Consider the following 25,202-nt stretch of genomic DNA (forward strand, 5'->3'; position numbering starts at 1 on the left):
ACGCTGTCGACCGATCATCGCGCCGTCGACGGTGCGCTGGGGGCCGAACTGCTGGTCGCCTTCAAGAAGCTGATCGAAAATCCGATGGGCATGCTGGTGTAGCAGCGACATCGGGCCACTTTACCTCCTGCCCGCCCACCCGGATTCATCCCGGCTGAGCCTTACGCAAGGCTACCGCGAAAGAGGATCGTGGAACAATGGTTCCACGATCTCCCGTTCGCGGCTATATGGCGTCGCTGCGCTTCTCGCGCGAGGAGGCGGCCCTGATTTCATCTTGATCCCAGCGTAGGCGCGCTGTGTCATCCACCAGTCATATGCGCCGTGCAGGGAGGAAGCGACGGGGTGCTGGCCAGGGCCAGACCGGTCATGCACAGACAAGACAGGAGGTCTCCATGAAGACGCTATTCATCAAGCTGCTGGCCAGCCAGTTGGCGCTCGCGGCTACTTTGTTTGCCGGCGTGGCAAATGCCGAAACACTGACGCTCTATACATCCCAGCCGGAAGCCGACGCGGCCAAGACCGTGGACGCCTTCAAGAAGGCGCAGCCCGGCATCGACGTCACCATCTATCGCTCCGGAACCAGCGACATCCTGACCAAAATGGCGGCCGAGTTCGCCGCAGGCAGCCCGCAGCCCGACGTGCTGCTGATCGCCGACGCGGTCTCGATGGAACTGCTGAAGAAAGACCACCGGCTGATGGCCTATCCCGAGGCCAAGCTCGACGGCATCGAGGCCGACACCTACGACGCGGACAAGACCTATTTCGGCAGCAAACTGATCACCACCGGCATCGTCTACAACACCGCCGCCGGCGAAAAGCCGCAGCATTGGGCCGATCTCGCCAAGCCCGCCTATGCCGATGGCCTGGTCATGCCGAGCCCGCTCTATTCGGGTGCGGCTGCCTACCTGCTTTCGGGCTTCGCCAGCGATACCAACTATGGCTGGGATTTCTTCCAGAAGCTGAAGACCAACAACACCGTCAGCGTGCGTGGCAATGGCGCGGTGCTGAAGTCGGTGGCATCGGGCGAGAAGCCCTATGGCATCCTCGTCGACTTCATGGCGATGAACGCCAAGAAGAAGGGCTCGCCGGTCGAGTTCGTTTTCCCCAGCGAAGGCGTGCCTGCCGTGACCGAGCCGGTCGCCATCATGAAGACGGCCAAGAACGTCGATGGCGCCAAGAAGTTCGTCGACTTCATTCTGTCCGATGAAGGCCAGAAGCTGGCGCTGTCGATGGGCTACCTGCCGGCACGCGCCTCGGTCGGTCGTCCCGACTGGCTGCCCGAAGGCGTCAAGGTCAAGGTGATGCCGTTCGATACGAAGGCGATCGTCGCCAGGACCGAGGCCGACAAGGCGAAGTTCCAGGAACTGTTCGGCGGCTGAGCCGTCGATCGCGGCGGGGTGCCGTCCAGACGGCATCTCCGCCCGCTTCGCCAGAGCAATTCCAGGAAAAGTGCGAAGCGGTTTTCCGTCCGGAATTGCGCCAAAATGAACCCGCATCCGGTCGCATCGATCCCCAGGACACGTAACCATGCCGACACGCATCAGGGAAAGCCGGGGCCAGGAAATGGTCCTGACTGCGGCGGTGGCCGTCGTCATCGTCCTGCTTTCACTGCTGCCCATGCTGCGCCTCGTCAAGGAGATCGTGGCGCCCGGCGGCGTCTTGTCGATCGTGGCCGTGGAGGCCGGGCTGAGAAGCCCGGCAACCTGGATCGCGACCTGGCACACGCTGGTCGTCGGCATCGGCGGCACTCTTCTGGCGGTGCTGTCGGGAACGCTGGTGGCCGTGCTCGTCTCGTTGACCGACATACGTGGCCGAAGCGCCCTGGTGCTCTGCTACGTCATGCCGCTGATGATCGCGCCGCAGGTGACGGCGCTGGCCTGGCTGCAACTGTTCGGCCCGGCGAGCCCGGTCCTAAAACTGTTCGGGGCGGCGCCGCCGCTCGGCACGAAGAATCCGCTCTACTCGACCTCGGGCATCATCCTGCTGCTTGGCGTACAATACGGTCCGCTGGTTTTCCTGCTGGTGCGGGCCGGCCTGCGCAAGCTGCCGCGCGAACTGGTCGAGGCGGCGCGGGCCGGCGGTGCGAACTGGTTCACCGTACTGATCACCATCGTGTTGCCCTTGATGACGCCGTCCATCAGGGCGGCGGCCGCACTTGCCTTCGTCTCCTGCGTCGGTAATTTCGGCATTCCCGCCTTTCTCGGCATCCCCGCCAACTACCTGGTGCTGCCGACGCTGATCTATCAGAAGCTGGCCGGCGGCGGTCCGGCGGTGCTCGGCGAGACCGCGTTCCTTTCGGTGCTGATCGGCATCATCGCCATAGCCGGCATCCTCGCGCAGGAGGTGATGAGCCGCCGCCGGGACTACCGCATCTCCTCGACATCGCTGCCGGCCGAACCTTATGAGCTGGGCCGCTGGCGGCCGGCCGTCCAGGCCGGCATGTGGCTGCTGATCGCATTGGTGCTGGTCCTGCCGTTGTTCGGACTGGTGCTGACCTCGCTGGTGCCGGGCTATGGCATCGCGCTCACCGCCAAGACGGCGACGCTCGACAATTACCGTTTCGTGCTGTTCGAGCATGATGCCGCCAACCGCGCCTTCTTCAACAGCTTCTGGCTGTCGATCGCGGCAGCGTTCTTCGCCGTCATCGTTGCCGTGCCGATCGGCTATCTCATCGCCTGGGGCAAGCAGCGCTGGGTGCGCCTGCTCAACCTGTCGGTCGAACTGCCCTACGCCTTGCCCGGCGTGGTGCTGGCGATCGCTTCGCTGCTGCTCTTCCTGCGGCCGATCCCGCTGACCGGCATCCAGCTCTACAACACCGTCTGGATCATCCTCTACGCCTATCTCGCCCGCTTCCTGGTGCTGGCGCTGCGGCCGACGATCAGCGGCTATCACCAGATCGACCGGGCACTCGAAGAGGCCGCACAGGTGGCGGGCGCCGGCCTGTTCACGCGCATGCGCACCATCGTTTTTCCGCTGGTCGCTCCGGCGGCGATTGCAGGCGGCCTGCTGATCTTCATGACGGCGCTCAGCGAACTCACGGTCTCGGCATTGCTGTGGTCGTCGGGCTCTGAGACCATCGGCGTGGTGATGTTCTCCTTCGAGCAGGGCGGCGATTCCAACTACGCGGCGGCGATGTCCGTCATCACGGTCGCCGTCACCTTCTTGCTGATGCTGGTGACCAACCTGCTTGCCCCTCATCTTCCGAGCGGAGTTCTGCCATGGCGCGACTGACCCTGGACCATGTGACCAAGAGCTTCGCCGATTTCGACGCCGTGAAGGATGTCTCGATCGACGTCGGCGACGGCGAGTTTCTGGCGGTGCTCGGGCCTTCCGGCTGCGGCAAGACGACGTTGCTGCGGCTGGTGGCGGGATTCGAGAAGGTGACCTCGGGCGAAATCCGCATCGGCAACGATGTCGTTTCGAACAGCGGCGGCAGCGTCGCGCCGGAAAAGCGGCGCGTCGGCATCGTCTTCCAAAATTACGCGCTATGGCCGCACATGAGCGTCGCCGAGAATATCGGCTATTCGCTGAAGGTGGCCAGACTCGACAAGGCGGTTGCGCGTCAAAAAGTGGAAGACGCGCTTGCCCTGGTCAACCTGCAGGGCCTGGGTGAGGGCCGGCCGGCCAATCTTTCCGGCGGCCAGCGCCAGCGCGTGGCTTTGGCTCGTTGCCTGGTGGCGGCACCCTCGCTCGTGCTGTTCGACGAGCCGCTCGCCAATCTCGACGTCCATCTCAGGGCCTCGATGGAGGACGAGTTCGCCGCCTTCCACAAGCGCACGGGCACGACCATCGTCTACATTACCCATGACCAGGCGGAGGCGATGGCGCTGGCCGATCGCATCGCGGTGATGGATCGTGGACGCCTGGTGCAACTCGCGACACCGCGTGAACTCTATCATGAGCCGGCAAATGAAATGGTCGCCTCCTTCATTTCGCAAGGCATCCTGCTTCCGGCGGACGTGCTGGTCGGCGAGGAAAGCGGCCATTGCAAGGTCCGGGTACTCGGAAGCGAGCTGGTGGTCCGCTGCCGGCCTGGCGAGCGGCCCCGCGCCGGCGCCAGGATCTGCTGCCGGTCCGCCGATATCGAGCTTTCGGCCGATGCCTCGGGCTTCGACGGTCTGGTCAAGCGGGCGGTCTACCAGGGCGGCGCGGCGCGCATCGAATTCACGCCCATGGCCGGTCCCGATCTCACCTTGCATTTCGAGCAGCCAGATCCGGTCGTGCTGGAGAACGGGTCGCAGGCGCGCCTGCGCATAAAATCCGGCTGGCTGATTCCGGCGGCGGGAGCAATCGCGTGATGATGCTGGATCTGCTCGGCGGCTTCGGTGAAAAGGGCCGCACCAGCCTCGCCGTGAGCAGCGGCGATGATCGCATCCTGCTCGATGTCGGCATCAAGGTCGGCGCCGCGGGGCCGGAATATTATCCGGCACTGGAGGGGCCGGTTGACGATATCGACGCCGTCTTTGTCTCGCACGCTCATGAGGATCATATCGGCGCGCTGAGTTGGCTGCTGTCGCGCGGCTATGGCGGTCCGATCTTCATGACCGCGGAGACCCGCGGCGAGACGCCGGCCACGCTTGCCGCCTATGCCGAGCCGGCGGATTTCAGGCAATTTCCCTTGCCCGAAGATCGGATCGAGCTGTTCGAACCAGGCGACACCCTGACAAGCGGCAATCTGACGGTCAGGACCGGGCGGTCCGGCCATGTCGTCGGCGGCGTCTGGTTCGCCGTCGATGACGGGACAAGCCGCGTCGCCTACTCGGCCGATGTGGTGCCGGACAGCAATGTGTTCGTCATGGACACGATCCCGCACTGCGATCTCCTGGTGTTCGATGCCTCCTACGGCGCCGATCCCGTGTCGGGAGCGGCGCGCGCGCGTGAAATTTCTCAATGGGTGGCGCGACATCCCCAGGGATGTCTCTTGCCGACGCCGCTGTCAGGACGGTCGCTGGAACTGGTCGCGGCCTTGCCCGGGCCGTTCGCCATCCACGCCGGCATGCGTTCGTCGCTGGAAGCGCAGATCGGCGCGACTGTGTCCCTGTTGCCCGGCATTTCCGAGTTCTTGCTTGCCCGCCTGCGGGGCGCGGCGGACTGGACGGATGCCGATCCGCTGCCATCGCTGCCGTTGCTGGCCGATGACGGCATGGGCGAGGCTGGCCCGTCGTCGCGCCTGCTGCCTCGCGCCGACCATGCCGGGTTTCCGGTGCTGCTCACCGGGCATCTGCCGGCAGGCTCCCCAGGCGATCTCATGCACAGGGCCGGCCGGGCGGACTGGATACGCATGCCCACCCATCCGACACTGTCGGGCAATATCGGCATCTGGGAGAAGGCCGGACGCCCCCCGGCGCTGGGCCATTCCTGCACCCCCGATCTTCTTGGCGACCTGAAAAACCATATCCCGTCGTTGCTCACGCAATGGCGTACGGGCCAACGCATCACGGTGCGGCAAGGGAGCAGATAATGAGAATCCTGATCTGCAACGATGATGGCATCGAAGCGCCGGGACTTGCCCGGCTCGTCAACGCAGCCCGCGGGTTGAGCGACGATGTCTGGGTGGTCGCGCCGGACGGCAAGCGCACCGCCGCCGGGTCGTCACTGACCATCGCCAGGCCGCTGACGATGCGGTGCGTCAAGCCGAACTGGTATTCGTGCTCGGGCACGCCGGCCGATTGCGTGGTGAGTGCCATGACGTGGCTATTCGCAGATGAACCGAAACCCGACCTCGTATTGTCGGGCGTCAATGACGGCCGCAACGTTGCCGAGGATATCGCCTATTCCGGCACGCTCGGCATCGCCCGCGAAGCGACTTTCTGGGGCGTACCGGCGATCGGCTTTTCGCGCGTGAAAAATCCTGATTTCAGCGATGCCGATGACGAATGGCTGGGCAAGTTGATCGCCTTGCTATGGCAATCGCGTGCCGACTGGGCAAGAGAGGGGCATTGGCTGAGCGTCAACCTGCCGACCAGGCTGCCGGCCGAAATCCGCCAACCGCGCATCGGCCGTGACAAGATCGGCCGCAAGGCCGAAACCATGGAAAGCGACGGCGATCGCACGGTTATCACCGTGCCGCGCGGCCGCGCTCATGCAAGCGAGCCGGGCGACGAGAATGAGGCGATCGATGCAGGCTTCGTCACCATCAACCGTCTGAACTGGTTTGGGGAAACGCGGTTCGATGAACAGTTTCTAGATGGGATCCTGGGCTGATCTTCCTGCGATCACCAAGCTGTCAGCGGCGAGTTTGCGCCAGTGCAGTGCTTCTGCTTGAAGCTGCCGCTATTTCATTCCACATCGAAAGGGATGAAGGGCGAGACAGGAGAACAGCGCCGGAATCTGTTGTGGGGCATCCCCGCATCGCTGATCCTGCATGTGTTCATCGTGGCGGGCCTCGTCTACGGCTTGGCCAAGCCTCCGCAACGGCAGCAAGAGGAGCAGCCGGTCAATGTCGCGATCGTGCCTCCGCCCGATCAGCCGAAGCCGAAACCTGTTCCTCCGCCGCCGCCAAAGGTAGCCAAAGCCGAAGACCCGCCGGAGCCCAAGGTCGAAAAACCGCCCGAGCAGCCGCCCAAACCGGAGAACACTCCGGTCCTGAAGCGTGTTTTCCAGTATGGCGAGAAGGATACCGGGCCGGAGAAATCTCTCGACGGAGGCAGCGCTCAACCCAATGCGCCGTCGCCGGCCAAAGATGAGGCCGCGAAGCCGCCGGTCGGACCGAAGCCCGCACCGATCCAGTCCGCCCCGGCTGCAAATCCCCAGCCAGATTCCGCCAAGGCTCAGGAGAAGCCGGTAACCGCCTCGCCGGACGCCAAGCCGCCGCAAAACGAGGAGAAGCAGCCGACCGAGGATACTGACAAACAGCAGCCAGACCAACAGGAGGTGGCGCCGCAAACCGACGAGAAGCAGGCCGCCGTGGCGCCAAAGCCATTGGCAGCCGAGGCCGGCGACAAGTCAGCACCGCCGCCCTCAGCCGAAAAGGCAAAGCCCAAACCAAAGACGATGAGTTTCAAATCCGCGCGAGCCTTCAAGGCCCAAAGCGGCAAAGGAGGGAAGTCAAGTCCCGCGAACAACGCCGCTGCAGGATCGCCGATCTATTCCGGCCTTCCGGGTGTTCGAAAACTCTACTCGCAGGGCGCTACCGGCGATGCGCTGGCCGCAAGCTCCATGGAGAACGTGCCGCGCGGTCAGCGCGTCGCCAACCTTTGCGGCAATGTTTTGAGCCAGGAATTGCAGAGTGCTGACTATGCGATCAAATGGGTGCCAAATAACCCGCTGGACGCAGGCAATGTCCTCAATCCTCCGAAGGCCGCCTTCAGCACCAGAACCCAATGGTATAATCTGAACTTCCGGTGCGAGGTCGACGACAATGCGACGAGGGTGCTGTCCTTCAACTTTCGTGTCGGGTCATTGATACCGCCCGGCGAATGGGCGGGCCGTAAATTAACTCGGTGGCCACTGAATTAGGCCGGCAGGCGGGTACGATTGTCCTCTCCGGCGGGGTATAATGATCCAAGTCGACAAGCTGTCAGCGGCTAAATTGCGCCAATCCAATGCCGATGCTTGAAGCCGCCGCTATTTCATTCCACATCGGTCAGGATGAAGGGCGAGACAGGAGAGCGGCGTCGGAATTTGCTGTGGGGCATTCCCGCATCGCTGATCCTGCATGCGCTTGTCGCTGCGCTCCTGATCTACGGCCTGCCCACACCTCGCCAACAGCCGCAGGAGGAGGAGCCGGTCAATGTTGCGCTCGTGCCTTCATCCGATCAGCCAAAACCGAAACCTGTTCCCCCGCCGCCGCCAAAGGAAGCCGAAAAGCCGCCCGAGCAGAAGGTTGAAAAGCCGCCTCGGCCGGAAATGCAGCCGCAGAAGCCTCCGGCAGTCGAGGTGCTGAAGCCCGTTTTTCAGTTCGGCGACAAGGATGCGGGTCCCCGGAAGTCGCTGGATGGGGCCAGCGCTCAAGACAGTTCTCCGTCGCCGACCAAGAATGAGGATTCGAAGCCGACTGTCGTGAAGAAGCCTGCCGAGACCAAAACCGACGCGCTTCCAAGGACCGAGAAGTCGGCGGATTCAGCGGAGGTCGGCGACAAGCCGGTGACCGACGCGAAGGACACCGAACCCGCGCAGGAGAAGCAGGCAGCTCTGACCCAGGACGCAGATAGGCAGCAGGCCGCCAAACAGCAGGCGGGAGTGCAGGACGCCGCCAAGCAGATAGGCGCGGCACCAACGCCGTGGGCCACCGACGGGGACGGTGAGGTCGAGCTTCCAATGTCGGGTGCGAAGCCGGAACCTAAACCGACACATACACCGAAGCCCAGCTCTTCAAAGGTTGCGAAGTCCCGAAGTGGGGGCGCCGGAAGCCCAAGTTCCACTGATGTAGCCAGCGCCGCATCGCGCAGGTATTCAGGCCTTCCGGGCGTTCGCAGGCTTTACTCGCAGGGCGCTACGGGTGACGCGCTGGCCGCGACCTCGATGGATGGTTTGCCGCGCAGTCAGCGGGCAGCCAAACTTTGTGCCAGCGTATTGCAGCAGCAATTGCTGGATGCCTCTTACTTTCCCGACCTGATCCCAAGTGTTCCACTTAGAGCGGGCAATGTTGTTGACGGCTCGGATGTAGCCTTCCGCACCACAACCACTTGGTATCATTTGGGCTTCCGGTGCGAGGTCGACACCAATGCGACGAGGGTCCTGTCCTTTAATTTCCGTGTGGGCCCGGTGATCCCGCGCGACCAATGGGCCCGCCTTAGGCTTTACTAGCTAAGCCGGTACGCCGAGCCCCGACAATTGCCGGCTAACTTCATGCCAGTCGGCGCAGATGAAATCGGCGCCGGCCGCCGTCAACCGTGCGGCATGTTCGGCATAGGTATGTCCGCCGCCGGTATAGCCGATCGCCGTCATGCCGGCGGCAACCGCGCCCTGGATGCCGAAAGGCGAATCCTCGATGACGATGCAGTCCCCCGGGTTGGCGCCCATCTTCGCAGCAGCGAACAGGAAAATGTCAGGCGCCGGCTTGCCGTTCTTGACCATCGAGGAGCTGTAGATGGCTTCGCCAAAGAAGCGTGCCAGGCCGGTCACCGCCAGGCTGTGGTGGATGCGCTCGACGGAGGATGACGAGGCAACGCAGCGATCGCCTGCAAGCGTTTCCAGAAACGAGCCTATTCCAGGCGTTGGCTTCAACTCTTCGGTAAAAAGTACCTTGGTTTCCGCCCAGATATCGCTGTCGGCCGCCGCGGGAAACTGATGGCCGGTCAACTCCTTGATCCTGACGATGATGTCGGCCTGTTTCATACCGACGCACTGGGCGATGATGCCGCCGTGAACGCCCGGCATGCCATGCTTATCGTAGACACGTTCATAGGCCTTGGCGGCCAACGGCTCGCTGTCGACGAGAACGCCGTCGCAATCGAAAATGATCAGTCTTGACGGCGCCACTCGTTTCTCCCGGCCTCTCCAGAATTCGCACATCGCTATCGACAAAAAGTCAAATGTTCAATAGCGGGCACTCTCGGCCTCGTGATAGGGGCTAATAGAGTCCAATTCAAAGCTGACGCAAGGCATCGCTGGCGCGGGAGGATCCCAGCGCTCGTTGCATGGCCTGCCGCGACTGTGCGCGGTCGGGCGTGATCCAGTTCGGTTCCGCGCCGAGGAAGCGATCGAGGAAAGCCACGGCATAGGCCGGCATCTCGGTGACGTTCTCGCGATAGGACCACCAGGTGCGCAGGTCGTCGGCGCATTTGTCGATGCTGGGCGCCGAGCCGAACTCCTGCTCGTAGATGGCCGAAATCACCGAGACGCAGTAGTTGGTGTAGAGAAAGCCTTCCGGCCAGAAGCGGATGATGTCCAGCGTGCCGGCATTCTGATCCGTTTGGATGAGCTGGGTAAGGCCGGAGATCTCCCTGGCCGGTGCCTGCTTGATCAGTTCGCGCAGCACGAGGCCGGCGGCAAAGACGATGAAATCGGCGCGGTCGATCGCGGCAAAGCGCTTCTGCGCTTCCATGACCTCGACCCAGTCGAGAAAAGCCCGGGTCAACTTCGCCTCGTCGATTTCGAAGCGCACGCCGAATGTGTCCGAGACCACCTTGGCGCTGGCGCGGAAGGTGGCGCGGAACCAGCGCAACTGCCGCAACCGGTGTCGCAGGTCGGGCATGAGGGCCAGTTCATCCCTGAAGGGCAGTTCCATTTCCTGTATCCCGTTTCCCCAAGGCTAGCACAGTCGTGCCTCCGCCGAAATCGGCTGATGGCCCTGTGGATGACCGTGGCAGAGGTCAATATCATACATATTGACATTCTCGGAAACAAATGTTCTCACTTTGCTGTTGTCGCGTGCTGGTCCAAGGTGCGCTTCAATTGAGGCTTCGGGAGGAGAACCGAATGGCGATTTGGCAGTGGGGACTGCTCCTGCTGGTTATTGTGTGGGCGTTGCAGTCGCTCGGCGTCTGGCTGCAGATGCGGCACTATTCGGATGTCTTCCGGGGCGTGACCGACCAATACAAGGATGGCTTCGTCGGCGCCGGCAATTTTCGCGGCCGATTTGCCAAGGGAACTATCGCGCTGGTCGTGGTGACGCCTGACCTGATCGTGCGCCGCATGATGGTGATGAGCGGCCGTTCCGTGTTCACCAAATTCAAGCGACATGAAGAATTGGAGGGTGTTCCCCTCGATCGACTCCGGTCCAACCCTGCGATCATGGGGGAGGGGGAACCCGGTGTGGCCGAGGCCGTGAAGCGGGCGATCGAACAGATCGACAAAGCGCGGTCGGAGCCGGGGAAGAAGCCGGGCCTGGCCGGCTTGAACGTAGCAAGGGCCTAGAGTCGGATGATTTCAGGTCAAATCGACCTGAAATCTGAATCCGCCTCTGGATCAAAGGGATAGAGGAGGCCGTGCGCCGACCGGGATAAACCGGCGGGCCGGCATAAGGAGGAGAAATGTCTGTATTTTCGTTGTTGGCTCAGCATGCCGACATGGCCGCGCACAATTTGCATGTCGCGGGTGCCATGGTTTCGGATGCCGCATTGCATGGCAAGCTCGCCGTCGAGCATGCTTCCGATCATCTCGTGATCCTGGCACAGGCGCAGACCGACAGCGCGCCGGTGACCGCCGATCAGTTGAAGGAACAGCTGAAGAACGTGCAGCAGGAAGAGCAGCTTGGCTGGCTCACTGCCATCGGCAAGTACTTCATCGGCATATTCCAGAAGGGCGGCGAGGTTTTCGCCGGCTTCGTCACCGGCATCATCCCGACACTTGTCGTGCTGATGACAGCCTTCTACGCCGTCACTGAACTGGTCGGCGAAGAGCGTGTCCACGGTCTGGCGCGTGGTGCTGGCCGCATCGCGCTGACCCGCTATACGGTGCTGCCGGTGCTGGCGGTGTTCTTCCTCACCAATCCGATGGCCTACACCTTCGGCTCGTTCCTGGAAGAAAAGCACAAGCCCGCCTTCTACGACGCGGCCGTGTCCTACGTACATCCGCCGCTCGGCCTCTTCCCGCACATCAACCCTGGCGAATATTTCGTCTGGGGAGGCATGCTCGTGGCCTTGCTCGATCTCGAGAAGCGGGGCGTTGTCGTCGCCGGCTACCACGTCAAGGTGGCGATCTGGTACGCGATCGTTGGTCTCGTCGTCATCCTGCTCAAGGGCATGCTGACCGAGCGCATCACCGCCATCATGGCACGCCGCCAAGGCGTCAAGCTGTAAGGGCGGGGAGGACATCATGGCCAAGACATACAAAGCCGTAAAGATCTCCCGGGGCTCCACCGGCTGGGGCGGCCCGCTCGTCATCGAGCCGACCACGCAGCGCGACAAGGTCGTCTCCGTCACCGGAGGCGGTATCCATCCCGTAGCCCAGCTCATCGCCGACATGACCGGGGCCACAGCCGTAGACGGCTTCAAGGCGCCGCCGGTGGAAGGCGAGATGGCGGTCGTCGTCGTCGATTGCGGCGGCACCGCACGATGCGGCGTCTATCCGCGCAAGCGTATCCCGACCGTCAACCTGACTCCGGTCGGCCAGGCTGGGCCGCTCGCCCAGTTCATTACCGAGGATATCTACGTTTCGGGCGTGAAGCCGGCCAATGTCACAATGGCGGACGGTTCCGAGGCGGTCACAACTGCGGGGGGAGCAGCATCGATGGGTTCAAACACCAGCACTCCAGCCGCTGCGCCAAAGCCGCTGCCGAGCGAAGGCGGGCTGATCGGCCTGATCAGCTCGATCGGCCGCGTCATGGGCCGTGTGGTCGGTATCTTCTTCAATGCCGGCCGCCGCACGATCGACCAGGTGGTGCGCAACGTGCTGCCGTTCATGGCCTTCGTGACCATGCTCATCGGGCTGATCCTGTACACCGGCATCGGCGACGTGCTGGCGCAGCCGATGGGACCGCTGGCCAACAACATCGTCGGCCTGCTGGTCATCTCGGCCATCTGCGGCCTGCCGTTCCTGTCGCCCATCCTGGGACCAGGGGCGGTCATCGCGCAGGTCATCGGCGTCGCCATCATCGGCCCGCAGATCGCCAACGGCACGATTTCGCCGGCAATGGCGCTGCCGGCGCTGTTTGCCTACAACACCCAGGTCGGCTGCGACTTCGTCCCGGTCGGCCTGGCGTTGGGCGAAGCCAAGCCGAAAACCATCGAAATCGGCGTGCCGGCGGTGCTCATCAGCCGCCAGATCATGGGTCCGGTCTCGGTGCTAATCGCCTGGATCGTCTCCCTGATCGTGTTCTAAGCACCAGAAACAACGAGGTTCGCCATATGTCGGTTCTTCTCAAGACACGGGTCACGGCAATAGGACCCGAAGTGGCGGACCTCGCCGAAGGGGGCGTGGTCATCCTGTTCGCGGATGGCTCGCCGCCGGAGCTTGCCGAGGTCTCCGTGCTCCATCAGACGGAGATCGGACCCAGCGACGGCGCGCCTGAAAAGGGCGCTTCGATCACCCTTGGCCCGGTTTCGGCCGTCATAACCGCCGTCGGCTCAAGCGCCTGGAGCAAGGTCCTCGAGATGGGGCACGTCGTCATCTCGTTCAACGGCGCCAGCGAGGCCGAAAGGCCGGGCGAGATCTGCGCATCGCAGGTCGATACGCAAGCCCTCGTGGCCGCCCTGAAGACAGACGCGATCATCACCATCGCCGCCTGAAAGCATTCGCGCCCCCGCCAGTCTGGCTTTGGCGTCCAAAAAAGCAGAGTATTTGCCATGGAACGCTCGACCATCGTCAGAGTGCATGAAGGTTTGCACGCCCGTCCCGCCACGCGCTTCGTCAAGCTCGCAAAGGCTTTCGAATCCGACGTCGAACTGGTCAAGGACGGCAAGGCGGTCAGCGCCAAGAGCTCGGTCAAGCTGATGCTGCTGGCGGTCAAGGAAAACCAGGAAGTCACCGTGCGGGCGAACGGCGCCGACGCCATCGAGGCGATCGAGGCGCTGATCGGTTATCTCGAGAACCCCAAGGCGGGTCTCGACGACGAAGACACCCCGGCGAATGACGCAGGCAAGGAGGCGGCTCCCGCGCCTCAATCCGCGCCGGTCGTGTCAGGCCAGGCAAACGGCTTGCGCGGTGTCGCCGCGAGCGAGGGCGTCGCCATCGGGCCGGCCTTCGCGCATTTCCCGCCTGACATCGCTGGGCAGGGCCGAATGCTGCTGGCAGAAGAAATCTCTGGCGAAATCGACCGGTTCCGCGCCGCCGTCGCGGCTGTCCAGGCGCGCATGGATCGGGCGCTGGCGCAGGCTAGTCTGTCGGCCGGCGACCGGGGCATCGTCGCGGCACTCAGGGATATCGCCGCCGACGACAGCCTGACCGGCGAGGCCGAGAAGGCGATCAAGGGCGGCAATGACGCGGTCTCGGCCACGATCACCGCCGCTTCCACCATCGCCGCCGATTTCAGCGCCGTCGACGATCATTACCTCAATGCGCGGGCGGACGATGTCCATGCGGTCGGACGGCAGATCTGCCTGGTGCTGCTGGGCCAAGACGACGTCAGCCTCGAAAGTATTCCGCAGGGTGCGATCCTGATCGCCGACGACATCGGCGCCTGGGACCTGGCGCGTGCGCCGCTGAAACGCATCGGCGGCGTGGTGTGCGGCCATGGCGGCGCCACCTCGCACATCGCCATCATCGCCCGCTCGCATGGCATTCCGGCGGTGCTGGGCCTTGGCGACCAGGTCAATGCCTTGCGCGCGGCGCGCGAGGTGGCGCTCGATGGCAATAGCGGACAGGTGATCATCGACCCCGATGCGGCGACACGCGCCGATTTCGCCGGCCGTGTCGAAGCGGCGGCGAGGGAGCGCGCCGGCCTGGTCGCCTTCAAGACGGTGACGCCGAAGTTGGCGGACGGCAGGGTCATCGAGGTCGCGGCCAATATAGGCTCGCTGGAGGAAATCGAGGCAGCGCAGGAAGCCGGCGCAATGGGTGTCGGCCTGTTCCGCACCGAGCTCCTGTTCATGCGCCACATGCACTTGCCGTCGGAAGACATGCAGGCCGAGACCTATGCGGCGCTGGCCAAGGCGTTCGCGCCCTATCCGGTCATCGTGCGCACGCTCGACATCGGCGGCGACAAGCCGATTGCCGGCATCGAGTTTCCCGACGAGGAAAATCCGTTCCTCGGCTGGCGCGGCATACGCATGTGCCTCGACCGGCCCGATATCTTCAAGCGCCAACTCAGGGCGCTGCTGAGGGCGGCCATACACGGCAACATCAAGGTGATGCTGCCGATGGTCTCCGATCTTGGCGAGGTGCGGCGGACGCGCGTTCTTGTCGATGAATGCGCCGCCGAACTCAAGGCCGAAGGCGTGCCGCACGCGACATTCGATCTCGGCGTGATGATCGAGACCCCGGCCGCGGTGCTGATCGCACCGGCGCTGGCCAAGGAGGTGGCTTTCTTCTCGATCGGTACCAACGATTTGACCCAGTACATCATGGCCGCCGACAGGCTCAACCCGACCGTTGCGAAGCTCAACGACGTCACCAACCCGGCCGTCATGTCGGCGATCGAACTGACGGCCAGGGCCGGCGTTGCAGCCGGCATCATGGTGGGCATGTGCGGCGAGGCGGCGGGTCGGCCGGATCTCATCCCCGCCTTCCTGGAGATGGGTTTGACCGAGCTGTCGATGAGCCCGGCCTCGATCCAGCGCGCCAAGAAGACGATCACGGCGATGGCAGCAGGGGAGTAGTTCCTTTGGCCGCTGCTGCTGGAGCTTACGGCAAATGCGCAAGCAAGGTGGCGAAGACAGGTGTCAGTTCATCGACCGGGCTCGCCCTGGCGCAGGCCTGGACGATGCGGTCGCGGCGGATATCGGCGGCCAGGATCGCGATCTCCAGCATGTCCGGCTCCGGCGCGCCGTCGCGGCCGGTTGTCGCCAGCCCGCAGGCCAGGACCACCGGCGCCAGGCAGCTTACGTCGAGCGCCCTGTCACCTATTGCCGTCGCTTCCGGGGTGGTGTCATCAAAACGGATCGGGCGCTGGCCGAGACACTCGACCAGCAACGCCGAACATGTCGCCGCGATCGCCTGCAGTCCGGCATCGGGGGCGGCCAGGGCGGCCAACAGATCGCCATGGCGCTTGCGCATGGCGGCGTGGACGGCCGCGAACCCGGCTTCATGGATGCGGGCATGGTCGATCTTCAGACCGGCAAGCACCGCCCTCGTCAGATAGTACATGTCGCGCCGAAACAGGCGCTCGGCGCTCAATTGCTGGTCTTCGTCCCCGGCCGGAAAATAGGTGCCGAGGCCTTTTACGGTCGTTCCGTCCACCCTTATCGGGCGTTCATGCGGGACGAAGGATTCGGCGATCGAAAGCGCTTCGTCGACGGCACTCGCGGCATGGCTCAGCAGGCCTTCGATGCCTTTGCCCGGAAACGGCGGCAAATGGCTGGTCGCTTCGTGCAGCAGGCTGGCCTCGCTGGCGCCGTCATGGCGGCTCTGGCGGATGATGTCGCGGACTTCCCGCAGCCGGTCCTTGAGATTGACGCGGACATCTTCGGAGATCTGTCGGAGCATCGCGGTTTGCCTCGAATGTGCCGTGCGGTCGCCTGCAATGGGCGGCCACCGACTCTACATTGTTCCTATCGATTGGTAGATCAATAGGCGATACTAGACCAGCACGCAGAATCGGCGACGGCACGGCCGGCCGCGGGGGAGGGATGATTTGGCCAGGGGACGACAAACCGACGAAAGGCGGGCCGACGAAAGGCGAGCCGTCGAAAGGCGGGCAGGAGCCGAAGCGACCGAGCAGGTCGTCAGCGAGAGCCGGACGGACCGCCTCAGGATCCGCGCCGCCTGGATGTATTTCGTCGAGCAGATGACGCAGAACGAGATCGCCGATGTGCTCGGCGTCGGCCGCGTCACCATCGTGCGCATGCTGGCGGAGGCGCGGTCACGCAACGAGGTCAAGATCACCATCGAGAGCGAGCTTTTGGAGATCGTGCGGCTGGAGCGCGCGCTCGAAAAGACCTTCGGCCTGCAGCAGGCGCTGGTGGCGCCGCTGACCGCGGCCAATGCCGATCCGATCCCGGCAATCGCCGCCAAGACCGGCATGTTCCTGTCCGATGCGATGAAGTCCGGCATGCAGGTCGGCGTCGGCTGGGGCAATACGCTGTTCAACACCTTGCCGTTCATCAGCGCCAAATCGCTGACCGATTTCAAGGTAATTTCACTGCTTGGCGGCGTCGGCATCGCGCGCCGGGTCAACCCGGCCGAGTTCGCCTGGCGCTTCGCCCAGATTTTCCAGGGCGACGGCTATCTGATGCCGACGCCGGCCGTCGTCGACAGCGTCGAGACCAAGATCGCGCTCGTCGAACGCTGCGGCCTGCAGGAGGTTTTTGAAATGGCCGACGCGCTCGATGCCGTTCTGCTGAGCGTCGGCGGCATCGCTTCGGCCACCACCTTCTCGCGCGGCGGCTTCCTCAGGGAAGCGGACCGGGAGGCGCTGCTGGCGCGCGGCGCCGTCGGTGACCTCCTGTTCCATTTCTACGACCGCAATGGCGATCTGGTCGACCATCCCGTCAACAAACATGTGATGTCGGTGGATGTCGACCGGCTGCGCAAGGCGCCGATCCGCATTCTGACCTCCGGAGGCGCGGAGAAGACCGAGGCCTTGCTGGGGGCGATGAACCTGATAGCGCCGACAATCCTGATCACCGACGAGGAAAGCGCAAGGCGGATGCTGGCGGCGGTCAGCGAAAGCTGAACGAACTCGTGGTGTAATCCGGCCAGGCCTCGTGTTCGTCGAAAACGGCGGTGAGGTCAGGCGCGCCGGCCAGTATCCCACCCAGCACCAGCGCCGTTGCGATGCCGACACCATTGCCGCCGGCAATATCGTGTTCGACGCTGTCGCCGACGCAGACCACGCTGCCGCGCTCCGGTTCGCCGGCCAGTGCGAGCGCTGCCTCGAAGATCGCCGGATAGGGCTTGCCGATGCGGGTGACGCCGCCGCCCAGATCCTCGTAGAGATCGGCGATCTCGCCGGCGCCGAAGCGGGGTCCGACGGCGGTCAGCATGATCTTGTCGGGATTGGTGCAGAAGCACGGCACTTGCCGCGCTGCCGCCGGGGTAAGCAGATGGCGATAATGGTCGAGGTCGTGGCGGTCCCCCTCGCTGGCCGAGATCAGCACCAGCTCGGCGTCTTCGCCAGCCTCCGTCAGTGCGAAGGGCAAGCCCTCGATCGCGCTGCGGTCGCCGTCGCGGCTGATCAGCAGGCATTTCGTGCCGGACCGCAATACTTTTGTCGCCGCCATCTCGTGGAACCGTTGCCACGCCACCTCGCCGGAAGACACGAAATGGTCCCAACTGCCCGGCTCGAAGCCAAGCTTCAGCAGGCGATCCTCGTTGGGCCTGGCACGCTTGCCGGAATTGGAGATCAACACCACGGTCTTGCCGGCGTACTTCAGCGTCGACAATGCCTCCACCGCACCGGGATAGGGAGCCCGGCCGTCATGCAGCACGCCGAACTGGTCGAGCAGGAAAACCTGGTAGCGTTCCGCCAGCGGTGCGATACCGTCGAGACGTTCGACCTTTTTCGTGTTCATAGAAGCCTTGCCCCGCTCGCGCCTTTCAACGCCAGCCGTGCCGTACCGGCGGCGGCCTCGTCCGACAATGCCGGCAGGAAAGCGACACCCAGTTTGCGCTGCCGGATCGTGCTCCACGCCGGGTTGGCGGCGCCGCCACCGACACTGCGAATGGAGGTCAGGGCCGGTGCGCCGAGTTCGGCCAGCCTGCTGTAGCCGAGCGCCTCGATCGCCGCCATGCCCTCGAACATCGCCTTGAGGTAATCGGCATCGTCAGCGGGCCGTGGGGTGAGACGCGGCAGCAAGGCAGGATCAGCGATGGGAAACCGTTCGCCAGCCGCACCAAGCGGATAGTAGTCGAGGCCGGTCTCGGTCGTGGGGTCGATCATGGCGCTGAGTTCGACGATCCGAGCGAGCGGAAAATACTGGGCCAGCACCTTGCCGCCGGAATTCGAGGCGCCGCCCGCCAGCCACACATCGCCAAGCCGATGGCTGTAGATGCCGAAGCGCGGCGCCGAGATCGGCCGGTCGGACAGGATCTTGATGGTCAGCGAGGAACCCAGCGCCGTGACACCGTCGCCGGCCGCGGCGGCGCCCGTCGCCAGGAACGAGGCACAGCCGTCCGTGGTGCCGGCAACTACGACCACATCGCGCGGCAGGCCGAAAAGCTCCGCGGCGGCCGCGGTGAGCGTGCCGGTGACATCGCCCGGTTCGACGACATCAGGCAGCAGGTCCATGCGCATGCCGGTGGCCGCGATCCAGTCCGGCCAGCGGCGCGCCTCGACGTCATAGCCGGTCTTGAGCGCATTGTTCTCGTCGCTGATGCCGAAGCGTCCGGACAGCTTGCCGGCGATCCAGTCGGCCTGATGCAGCACGGCCGCTATGCCGGGCAGATGCTGGAACCGCAGGGCCTTGGCCAGACCTGAAGTCGCCCCGTGGGCGGCGCTCGCTGCCGGCGCCTCACGGGCGACCATGGCCAGAATGTCGCCGTCATCGACCTTGTCGTTGTACATCAGCGGCTCGGCCAGAGGCCGCCCATCGATGTCGACCGGCAGCAGCGTGCCCGACGTGCCGTCGACGGCGACGGTGCGGACCGTGGCGCGGTCGATGCCCGAAAGCAGTTCCGCAAGCACCGCCTGGACCGCTTGCCACCATGTCCGGGGATCGCGGAGATTCTGACCAAATCTGTCGAGTGGCACAGCTGATTGGCCGGCAATGGAAAAATCCGGACGCATGGCGACGGCGCGGGTGCCGGAGGTGCCGATGTCGATGCCGACGACAAGTGGCGTCATGTCGCCCGTCTCCTGTCAGGCCATGCTGGCGGCGTTGAGCTTCTGGCGATACTGCTCGGCGTCCCAGTTGACCAGTTCGTCGTTCTCGGCGGGGGTGAGATAGTTCAGCCGCGCCTTGCCATCGACGCGCGCAGTCACGTCGGCAAGACAACGCTGCATGGCGTCGGCACCGGCGCTGGCGTCGCCGCGCATCAGCACGCCGGCGCCGGGAAACAGGATCGCTACGGGTGCCATGCCGAGCCGCGCGATGACGCCGGCCACGTCCTCGCCCGCCTTCGCCACGACCGAACCCTGGCCGAGGAAGATGACATGATCCGGATAGAGGCTGCCGGCCTTGGCCATATCCAGGCTTTCCGCATCGAGCGCGACCGCATGCGCTTCGACATCCGCCGGCAATCGGTAGTCGCCGGCCAGCGCCGTCAAGGCGGCGACATCGGGTGCGGCGGTCGCGCGCGCCGGCCGCGCCAGCAGCGACCGGATACGGTGCAGCAAGGCCTCCGCCTCGGCGACGGTTTCGGCGGCGACCACCAGCCCGTGATTGCCAAGGATCAGCACGTCAACCCCGGGCCGCAATTTTTCGGCAATGCCGCGGGCCAGCGGCAGGCCCGGCCGGAAATAAGGCACCCATGCCCATTCGATGCCGCCCAGCCGCCTGGCGACCTCGGCCTCGCCATCGGCTTGCACGGCAAGCGAAATCGTGTCGACGCAGTGGACATGCAGAACCACGCGTTGCGGCATCAAGGCATGCACCGTGGTCTCGATCGACGGGCGCAGGCCACGCGGATTGAGGTGTTCGATGGCGAAGGCCTGTGGTTTGTCGGCGGCCGGATCGCGCTGTTCGACGGCCTCGAGCAGCGGTGCCATTGCCACCGGCACCATGATGTCGTCGCTGAGCGCATCCTTTAGCCAGGTGCCCGACGCCTTGATCCACAGCGTGTCGCCGGCCTTGAGCGAAGTGTTGCCGCCCGCCGCCTGCGTCATATGCGGGTTCAGCCCGATGCTGGCCGAAAGTGCGCGCAAGGCGGCAAGTTCCTGTGCATCAGCTTGGGTTGCCACGGCGCCTTCCTCCAACGTTTGCACGAAATCCCGTCGCCGGGGCCGCTGTCGCAGTTGATATCGCAGATATGAGCGATCTGCGTCAATAGTGATCTACTATCATCAAACCAGCTTGCAATCCGACTAATGTTGAGTAAGTTACACCAATCGCCTCGGAAAATGGCGTCAGGGAGGAAAGGGTTGAGCGACCTCGGCCGCCAGCGTCAGATCGTCGAATTGTTGCGGGACCGCCCGTTCGCCTCCGTTCGCGAGTTGCAGGAGCGGCTCGGCGTTTCGGCGGCGACGGTGCGGCGCGATATCGACCGGATCGACGAGGCCGGCGAAGCCCGCAAGGTCTATGGCGGCATTTCGGCGCTCGACGGCGCTTCGCATGCGGGCGTCGCCTATGCCCGCCCTTATGACGAGAACCGTGACCTCGCCGTCGAGGCCAAGCGTCAGATCGCGGCTCTCGCCGCGACCATGGTGCGCGATGGCGATGCCGTCATCGTCCATGGCGGTTCGACCTGCTTTCATCTCGGCGTCAAGCTCGCCGACCGCAACATCCGGCTCTACACCAATTCGATGCCACTCGCGGCCTATCTCAGCGATCATGGCCATTGCAGTCTGACGGTCGCCGGCGGCGACCTGCACCGCGAACCCGGCATTATCCATTCGCTGACCCAGGCAACGCCCTTCTATGCCTCGAAATTCTTTCTCGGCACGCAAGGCCTCAATCAGGAAGGGCTCTTGGAATCGCATCCGCTGCTGGTGCGCTCCATCGTCGACCTCAGCCTCTGCGCCGACCAGATCGTCGTGCTGGCCGACAGCCGCAAGCTGTCGATCCACGCGCGCAACGTCGCGCTGCCGCTGTCGCGCATCGGCACGCTGGTCACCGATGACGGGCTCTCCGATGCCGATGCGCGCATGCTGGAGGATGCCGGCGTCATGGTGCGGATCGCTTCAACCTCGGGAGCCCTCGCGTGAACGTGGCGGTGCTCGATTTCGGCAAGACCAATTCGAAGCTGTTCGTCTTCGGTCAGGACGGACGCATCCTCGATGAGCGTCGCACGCAGCCGAAATGGATGCGACAAGACGGGTTCAGCGTGCTTGACGGCGCCGCCCTCCATGACTGGGCGTTCGATGCCGTCACCGAAGCGGTCGAAAGCCACGGTGTGGAAGGGGTGATGGTGTCGGGCCATGGGTGCACTTTCGCCCTTGTCGACGACAAGGCGCTGACCCATCCGATCCTCGACTACGAGCAGGAGCCACCGGTCGAAATCGCGGCGCGGATCGACCGTCGCATTCCGGATTTCGCCGAGACGTTCTCACCCCGTCTGCCGCTCGGCTTCAACTATGGCCGTCACATGCTGTGGCTGCAGGAGGTCGATCCCGACGCGTTCGCGGCGGCGAAATGGATCGTCGGCTATCCCCAATACTGGAGCTGGCGCCTCGGCGGCAGGCCAGTCTCGGAGGTCTCCTATCTCGGCTGCCATTCGCATTTGTGGGCACCGCGCGAACGTGATTTCTCCTCGCTGGTCGACGCCGAGGGCTGGCGTGGCCAGATGCCGGTTTTCGAACGTGCCGGCGCCGTCGTCGGCGAGCAGCACTTCGGCCGTTCCGGGCGATCGATCGCCATCCACAATGGCGTCCACGACTCCAATGCGGCGCTGTACGCCTATCGCCGGCAAGAGCTTGGCCCGCTGACCGTCGTCTCGACCGGCACCTGGGTTGTCGTGCTCAATCCCGACTGTCCGCTCGAAGCGCTCGACCGCGACCGCGACATGCTGGTCAATGTCGATGTCGACGGCGGCCCCGTACCGACCATCCGCTTCATGGGCGGGCGCGAATTCGCCGTCATCAGCGGCGGCTGGCAAGGCGCGATCCGGCGTGAGTCGATACAGGTGGTGATCGATGCCGGCCTTATGGCGCTGCCGAGTTTCGCGCCAGGCGGGCCGATGCCGGATCGCCCTGGCTGGCTGGTCGGGCGCACGCCCGATGCCGGTGAACGCGCGGCGGTGGCGCTGCTTTATGTGGCGCTGATGATCGATCTCTGCCTCGACCTCATCCATTCCGATAATACCGTCATCGTCGATGGCGGGCTGAACACTGGCGGCCTGCTAGCCGGGCTGCTGGCGCAGATGCGTCCCGGCCAGGCCTTCCTGCAAGGTGCCTCGCTGGAAGGCAGCGCCACGGGCGCCGCGGCACTCGCCTTCGAGAGTGTGGGCCGCGACTTCGCCGCAGAGCCGCCGGAGCCGGTGCAGGCGACACAATTCGGCGGCTTCGCCGGCTATCGCGACACCTGGCGCGATCGCGTTACCGGGCTTGATAGCGCCGCCAAGACGGCCGGTGGTGCGCGATGAGCGCGGCAGTCCAGACCCAGGCGGCGCGCCAGCCGGTGCTGGAGATGCGCCACATCTCCAAGACCTTCGGTGCGATCCGCGCCTTGCAGGACGTCTCGCTCAGTGTCCACGCCGGCGAACTGCACGCGCTGATGGGCGAGAACGGCGCCGGCAAGTCGACGCTGATGAAGGTGCTGTCAGGCGCCTACCGGCCGGATCCCGGCGGCGAGATCCTGATCGACGGCGCGCCCGCCGCGACCGGCGATCCGATCAAGGCGCGCGCCGCCGGCATCGCAGTGATCTATCAGGAGCTGTCGCTGGCGCCGAACCTGACCGTGGCGCAGAATATCTTTCTCGGCAACGAGCCGCGGCGGTTCGGCGTCGTCGACCGCGACCAGTGCAACCGGCGCGCCGCAGAGATCGTCGGCCGGCTTGGCGTCTCCTTTTCGGCGCGTGCCCTGGTCTCCGGCCTGTCGCTCGGCGAGCGCCAGCTGGTCGAGATCGCCCGGGCGCTATCGACCAATGCGCGCATCATCGTCATGGACGAGCCGACCACATCGCTGACTTCGCGCGAGACCGACCGGCTGTTCGAGGTGATCGCGACGCTGAAAGCGCAAGGCATCGCCATCATCTACATCAGCCACCGCATGGAAGAGGTCTACCAACTCGCCGACCGCGTCAGCGTGCTGCGCGACAGCGGCTATGTCGGCACGCTGGAGCGGGCCGACCTCAACGCTTTTCGCCTGGTCTCGATGATGGTCGGCCGCGATCTTTCCGCCTTCTACAAGAAGGATCATCGCCCGCCGGACGAGAAACGCGCCGTCGCGCTCTCGGTGCGCGGCATGTCCGACGGGCGCCTGCTCAAGAACTGCTCGTTCGACCTCCATCACGGTGAGGTGCTGGCGCTGGCCGGCCTCGTCGGGTCGGGCCGCACCGAGCTTGCCAGGCTGATCTTCGGCGCCGACAAGCGCAGCACCGGCACGATGGAACTCGACGGCAAGCCGGTGACCATCGGCTCGCCGCGCGAGGCGCTCGATGCCGGCATCGCTTATCTGACCGAGGACCGCAAGGAACTCGGCCTGTTCCTCGACATGTCGATTTCGGACAACATCAGCATGGGCGTCCTGGCCAGGGACGCGCGAGCCGGCGGATTCCGCGATTTCACTGCCGCTGACAGGAGAGCGGCAAAGGCCATTGCCGACCTGTTCATCCGCACAGGCTCGGCACAGGCCAATGCCGGTTCGCTGTCGGGCGGCAACCAGCAGAAGGTGCTGCTCGCGCGCCTGCTGGAGACCGAACCGAAGGTCGTCATCCTCGACGAGCCGACCCGCGGCGTCGACGTCGGCGCCAAGTCGGAAATCTACCGGCTGATCGACAACCTCGCCAACAAGGGCATCGCCATCCTGATGATCTCCAGCGAATTGCCCGAGGTGATCGGCGTCGCCGACCGCGTGCTGGTGATGCGCGACGGCGCGATCGCTGGCGAGGTGACAGCGTCCGAAGGCGAGCCGCTCCGCCAGGAAGCGATCATGGAACTTGCGACGGGAGCGTCTCAGCGATGACAGACAGGACGACCGGGACGAAGAGCGTGGATCAGGCGGCGGTCAGGAGCAGGCGGCTGCGCACCGCGCTTGCGGCGCTTGGCATGCTGCCGGTGCTGGTGCTGCTGGCCGCCGGCTTCCAGTTCATCAATCCGCGCTTTCTCACCGGCACCAACCTGCTCATCGTCACGCAGCAATCCTCGATCAACATCGTGCTTGCCGCCGGCATGACCTTCGTCATCCTGACCGGCGGCATCGACCTGTCGGTCGGCTCCATCCTTGCCGCCTCGGCGATGGTGGCGGTGCTGGTGTCGCTGGTGCCGGATTGGGGCCTGCTCGGCGTGCCGGCGGCCATCCTGGTCGGTCTCGGTTTCGGGCTCATCAACGGGCTGCTGGTCGCCTATATCAGGCTGCCGCCGTTCATCGTGACGTTGGGTTCGTTGACCGCCGTGCGCGGCGTTGCCCGCCTGCTCGGGCAGGACACGACGGTGTTCAACTCCGACCTGCCGTTCGACTTCATCGGCAACGGTTCGGTGCTCGGCATCCCCTGGCTGGTCGTCATCGCGCTGTCGGTGGTGGTGCTGTCCTGGCTGGTGCTGAAACGCACCGTGCTCGGCACCTGGATCTACGCCGTCGGCGGCAACGCCGAGGCAGCCAGACTGACCGGCATCAAGGTGCCGCTGGTGCTGCTCTTCGTCTACGGCGTTTCCGGCCTGCTCGCCGGCCTTGGCGGCGCCATGTCGGCGGCACGGCTCTACGCGGCCAACGGCTTGCAGCTCGGACAGAGCTACGAGCTCGACGCCATCGCCGCCGTCATCCTCGGCGGCACCAGCTTCGTCGGCGGCGTCGGCTCGATCTGGGGCACGCTGATCGGCGGCCTGATCATCGCGGTGCTCTCCAACGGGCTCATCTTGGCCGGCGTCTCGGACATCTGGCAGTACATCATCAAGGGATTGGTCATCATCGTGGCGGTCGCCCTCGACCGCTACCGTCTCCAGGCAGGGGCAAGAACGTGAGTGACCT

Annotated in this window: 24 protein-coding genes; 18 read left to right on the forward strand and 6 right to left on the reverse strand. The window is 64.6% G+C overall.

The features are described 5' to 3' along the window. From LB536_RS17440 to LB536_RS17475, 8 genes are all read left to right on the forward strand, one after another. On the forward strand, nucleotides 1-102 hold a 102-nt coding region (locus LB536_RS17440; protein ID WP_224595185.1), incomplete at its 5' end, for a 2-oxo acid dehydrogenase subunit E2. Nucleotides 103-392: 290 nt separating this feature from the next. Next, nucleotides 393-1,379 carry an ABC transporter substrate-binding protein gene (locus LB536_RS17445; RefSeq protein ID WP_140754443.1) on the forward strand — a complete coding sequence of 329 codons (987 nt, stop codon included), beginning with the start codon at nucleotides 393-395 and terminating at the stop codon, nucleotides 1,377-1,379. Nucleotides 1,380-1,527: 148 nt separating this feature from the next. Further along, nucleotides 1,528-3,231: an ABC transporter permease gene (locus LB536_RS17450; protein ID WP_224594892.1), complete on the forward strand. Its 1,704-nt coding sequence runs from the start codon at nucleotides 1,528-1,530 to the stop codon at nucleotides 3,229-3,231. After that, complete coding sequence (locus LB536_RS17455) at nucleotides 3,219-4,298, forward strand: ABC transporter ATP-binding protein (RefSeq protein WP_224594893.1); 1,080 nt, start codon at nucleotides 3,219-3,221, stop codon at nucleotides 4,296-4,298. Before LB536_RS17450 ends, LB536_RS17455 begins: the two co-directional genes overlap by 13 nt. Further along, complete coding sequence (locus tag LB536_RS17460) at nucleotides 4,298-5,461, forward strand: MBL fold metallo-hydrolase (RefSeq protein ID WP_224595188.1); 1,164 nt, start codon at nucleotides 4,298-4,300, stop codon at nucleotides 5,459-5,461. The genes LB536_RS17455 and LB536_RS17460 overlap by 1 nt, the downstream gene beginning before the upstream one ends. Beyond that, nucleotides 5,461-6,204, forward strand: coding sequence for a 5'/3'-nucleotidase SurE (surE, locus tag LB536_RS17465; RefSeq protein WP_224594896.1), 744 nt, complete (start codon nucleotides 5,461-5,463; stop codon nucleotides 6,202-6,204). Before LB536_RS17460 ends, surE begins: the two co-directional genes overlap by 1 nt. 93 nt (nucleotides 6,205-6,297) lie before the next feature. Beyond that, nucleotides 6,298-7,458, forward strand: coding sequence for a DUF930 domain-containing protein (locus tag LB536_RS17470; protein ID WP_224595189.1), 1,161 nt, complete (start codon nucleotides 6,298-6,300; stop codon nucleotides 7,456-7,458). Nucleotides 7,459-7,590: 132 nt separating this feature from the next. After that, complete coding sequence (locus LB536_RS17475) at nucleotides 7,591-8,748, forward strand: DUF930 domain-containing protein (protein ID WP_224594899.1); 1,158 nt, start codon at nucleotides 7,591-7,593, stop codon at nucleotides 8,746-8,748. Here the strand turns inward: LB536_RS17475 and LB536_RS17480 are convergent, their stop codons facing one another. Then, nucleotides 8,749-9,423: an HAD family hydrolase gene (locus LB536_RS17480; RefSeq protein WP_140754433.1), complete on the reverse strand. Its 675-nt coding sequence runs from the start codon at nucleotides 9,421-9,423 to the stop codon at nucleotides 8,749-8,751. 106 nt (nucleotides 9,424-9,529) lie between these two features. After that, the gene (locus LB536_RS17485) at nucleotides 9,530-10,171 is read right to left on the reverse strand and encodes a hypothetical protein (RefSeq protein ID WP_140754431.1); all 642 of its coding nucleotides are present in this window, start codon (nucleotides 10,169-10,171) and stop codon (nucleotides 9,530-9,532) included. A gap of 191 nt (nucleotides 10,172-10,362) precedes the next feature. Here LB536_RS17485 and LB536_RS17490 point away from each other — a divergent pair, with 191 nt between their 5' ends. From LB536_RS17490 to ptsP, 5 genes are all read left to right on the forward strand, one after another. After that, complete coding sequence (locus LB536_RS17490; RefSeq protein ID WP_224594901.1) at nucleotides 10,363-10,800, forward strand: transcriptional regulator GutM; 438 nt, start codon at nucleotides 10,363-10,365, stop codon at nucleotides 10,798-10,800. Nucleotides 10,801-10,916: 116 nt separating this feature from the next. Continuing rightward, a complete protein-coding gene (locus LB536_RS17495) occupies nucleotides 10,917-11,684 on the forward strand; it encodes a PTS glucitol/sorbitol transporter subunit IIC (RefSeq protein WP_140754429.1) in 768 nt (255 codons plus the stop codon). A 16-nt stretch (nucleotides 11,685-11,700) separates the two neighbouring features. Continuing rightward, entirely contained in the window at nucleotides 11,701-12,705 is a 1,005-nt protein-coding gene (locus LB536_RS17500; RefSeq protein WP_140809553.1) for a PTS glucitol/sorbitol transporter subunit IIB, read from the forward strand. A gap of 26 nt (nucleotides 12,706-12,731) precedes the next feature. Beyond that, nucleotides 12,732-13,112 carry a PTS glucitol/sorbitol transporter subunit IIA gene (locus LB536_RS17505; protein WP_140754425.1) on the forward strand — a complete coding sequence of 127 codons (381 nt, stop codon included), beginning with the start codon at nucleotides 12,732-12,734 and terminating at the stop codon, nucleotides 13,110-13,112. Nucleotides 13,113-13,169: 57 nt separating this feature from the next. Next, nucleotides 13,170-15,140 carry a phosphoenolpyruvate--protein phosphotransferase gene (gene ptsP / locus LB536_RS17510; protein ID WP_224594913.1) on the forward strand — a complete coding sequence of 657 codons (1,971 nt, stop codon included), beginning with the start codon at nucleotides 13,170-13,172 and terminating at the stop codon, nucleotides 15,138-15,140. A gap of 25 nt (nucleotides 15,141-15,165) precedes the next feature. Here ptsP and LB536_RS17515 read toward each other — a convergent pair whose 3' ends face one another. After that, nucleotides 15,166-15,966, reverse strand: coding sequence for a hypothetical protein (locus LB536_RS17515; protein ID WP_140809548.1), 801 nt, complete (start codon nucleotides 15,964-15,966; stop codon nucleotides 15,166-15,168). A gap of 148 nt (nucleotides 15,967-16,114) precedes the next feature. Between LB536_RS17515 and LB536_RS17520 the strand changes: the two genes are divergently transcribed. Further along, the gene (locus LB536_RS17520) at nucleotides 16,115-17,155 is read left to right on the forward strand and encodes a sugar-binding transcriptional regulator (RefSeq protein ID WP_224594915.1); all 1,041 of its coding nucleotides are present in this window, start codon (nucleotides 16,115-16,117) and stop codon (nucleotides 17,153-17,155) included. Here the strand turns inward: LB536_RS17520 and LB536_RS17525 are convergent. From LB536_RS17525 to LB536_RS17535, 3 genes are read right to left on the reverse strand one after another with little or no spacing between them, the layout of a single operon-like run. Continuing rightward, on the reverse strand, nucleotides 17,142-17,993 hold the full coding sequence (locus LB536_RS17525) for a TIGR01459 family HAD-type hydrolase (protein ID WP_224594916.1): 852 nt from the start codon (nucleotides 17,991-17,993) through the stop codon (nucleotides 17,142-17,144). The genes LB536_RS17520 and LB536_RS17525 overlap by 14 nt on opposite strands. Continuing rightward, nucleotides 17,990-19,264, reverse strand: coding sequence for an FGGY-family carbohydrate kinase (locus tag LB536_RS17530; RefSeq protein ID WP_224594919.1), 1,275 nt, complete (start codon nucleotides 19,262-19,264; stop codon nucleotides 17,990-17,992). The genes LB536_RS17525 and LB536_RS17530 overlap by 4 nt, the downstream gene beginning before the upstream one ends. A gap of 15 nt (nucleotides 19,265-19,279) precedes the next feature. Continuing rightward, nucleotides 19,280-20,320, reverse strand: coding sequence for a class II aldolase/adducin family protein (locus LB536_RS17535; protein ID WP_224594920.1), 1,041 nt, complete (start codon nucleotides 20,318-20,320; stop codon nucleotides 19,280-19,282). Nucleotides 20,321-20,500: 180 nt separating this feature from the next. Here LB536_RS17535 and LB536_RS17540 point away from each other — a divergent pair, with 180 nt between their 5' ends. From LB536_RS17540 to LB536_RS17555, 4 genes are read left to right on the forward strand one after another with little or no spacing between them, the layout of a single operon-like run. After that, a complete protein-coding gene (locus LB536_RS17540) occupies nucleotides 20,501-21,283 on the forward strand; it encodes a DeoR/GlpR family DNA-binding transcription regulator (protein ID WP_140754413.1) in 783 nt (260 codons plus the stop codon). Next, nucleotides 21,280-22,659: an FGGY-family carbohydrate kinase gene (locus tag LB536_RS17545; protein ID WP_224594922.1), complete on the forward strand. Its 1,380-nt coding sequence runs from the start codon at nucleotides 21,280-21,282 to the stop codon at nucleotides 22,657-22,659. Before LB536_RS17540 ends, LB536_RS17545 begins: the two co-directional genes overlap by 4 nt. Next, the gene (locus LB536_RS17550; RefSeq protein ID WP_224594925.1) at nucleotides 22,656-24,200 is read left to right on the forward strand and encodes a sugar ABC transporter ATP-binding protein; all 1,545 of its coding nucleotides are present in this window, start codon (nucleotides 22,656-22,658) and stop codon (nucleotides 24,198-24,200) included. Before LB536_RS17545 ends, LB536_RS17550 begins: the two co-directional genes overlap by 4 nt. Beyond that, nucleotides 24,197-25,195, forward strand: coding sequence for an ABC transporter permease subunit (locus LB536_RS17555; RefSeq protein ID WP_140754407.1), 999 nt, complete (start codon nucleotides 24,197-24,199; stop codon nucleotides 25,193-25,195). The genes LB536_RS17550 and LB536_RS17555 overlap by 4 nt, the downstream gene beginning before the upstream one ends. Nucleotides 25,196-25,202: the final 7 nt, after the last annotated feature.

This window comes from Mesorhizobium sp. ES1-3 (assembly GCF_020164795.1).
Classification (GTDB): domain Bacteria; phylum Pseudomonadota; class Alphaproteobacteria; order Rhizobiales; family Rhizobiaceae; genus Mesorhizobium.

What these genes read in the sequence shown, in the direction of transcription:
- LB536_RS17555 (WP_140754407.1), top strand. Translation starts at nt 24,197, where the DNA reads ATGACAGACAGGACGACCGGGACGAAGAGCGTGGATCAGGCGGCGGTC.
- LB536_RS17505 (WP_140754425.1), top strand. Translation starts at nt 12,732, where the DNA reads ATGTCGGTTCTTCTCAAGACACGGGTCACGGCAATAGGACCCGAAGTG.
- LB536_RS17450 (WP_224594892.1), top strand. Translation starts at nt 1,528, where the DNA reads ATGCCGACACGCATCAGGGAAAGCCGGGGCCAGGAAATGGTCCTGACT.
- LB536_RS17525 (WP_224594916.1), bottom strand. Translation starts at nt 17,993, where the DNA reads ATGAACACGAAAAAGGTCGAACGTCTCGACGGTATCGCACCGCTGGCG.
- LB536_RS17515 (WP_140809548.1), bottom strand. Translation starts at nt 15,966, where the DNA reads ATGCTCCGACAGATCTCCGAAGATGTCCGCGTCAATCTCAAGGACCGG.
- ptsP (WP_224594913.1), top strand. Translation starts at nt 13,170, where the DNA reads ATGGAACGCTCGACCATCGTCAGAGTGCATGAAGGTTTGCACGCCCGT.
- LB536_RS17550 (WP_224594925.1), top strand. Translation starts at nt 22,656, where the DNA reads ATGAGCGCGGCAGTCCAGACCCAGGCGGCGCGCCAGCCGGTGCTGGAG.
- LB536_RS17500 (WP_140809553.1), top strand. Translation starts at nt 11,701, where the DNA reads ATGGCCAAGACATACAAAGCCGTAAAGATCTCCCGGGGCTCCACCGGC.
- LB536_RS17485 (WP_140754431.1), bottom strand. Translation starts at nt 10,171, where the DNA reads ATGGAACTGCCCTTCAGGGATGAACTGGCCCTCATGCCCGACCTGCGA.
- LB536_RS17490 (WP_224594901.1), top strand. Translation starts at nt 10,363, where the DNA reads ATGGCGATTTGGCAGTGGGGACTGCTCCTGCTGGTTATTGTGTGGGCG.
- LB536_RS17455 (WP_224594893.1), top strand. Translation starts at nt 3,219, where the DNA reads ATGGCGCGACTGACCCTGGACCATGTGACCAAGAGCTTCGCCGATTTC.
- LB536_RS17530 (WP_224594919.1), bottom strand. Translation starts at nt 19,264, where the DNA reads ATGACGCCACTTGTCGTCGGCATCGACATCGGCACCTCCGGCACCCGC.
- LB536_RS17495 (WP_140754429.1), top strand. Translation starts at nt 10,917, where the DNA reads ATGTCTGTATTTTCGTTGTTGGCTCAGCATGCCGACATGGCCGCGCAC.
- LB536_RS17460 (WP_224595188.1), top strand. Translation starts at nt 4,298, where the DNA reads ATGATGCTGGATCTGCTCGGCGGCTTCGGTGAAAAGGGCCGCACCAGC.
- LB536_RS17475 (WP_224594899.1), top strand. Translation starts at nt 7,591, where the DNA reads ATGAAGGGCGAGACAGGAGAGCGGCGTCGGAATTTGCTGTGGGGCATT.
- surE (WP_224594896.1), top strand. Translation starts at nt 5,461, where the DNA reads ATGAGAATCCTGATCTGCAACGATGATGGCATCGAAGCGCCGGGACTT.
- LB536_RS17470 (WP_224595189.1), top strand. Translation starts at nt 6,298, where the DNA reads ATGAAGGGCGAGACAGGAGAACAGCGCCGGAATCTGTTGTGGGGCATC.
- LB536_RS17445 (WP_140754443.1), top strand. Translation starts at nt 393, where the DNA reads ATGAAGACGCTATTCATCAAGCTGCTGGCCAGCCAGTTGGCGCTCGCG.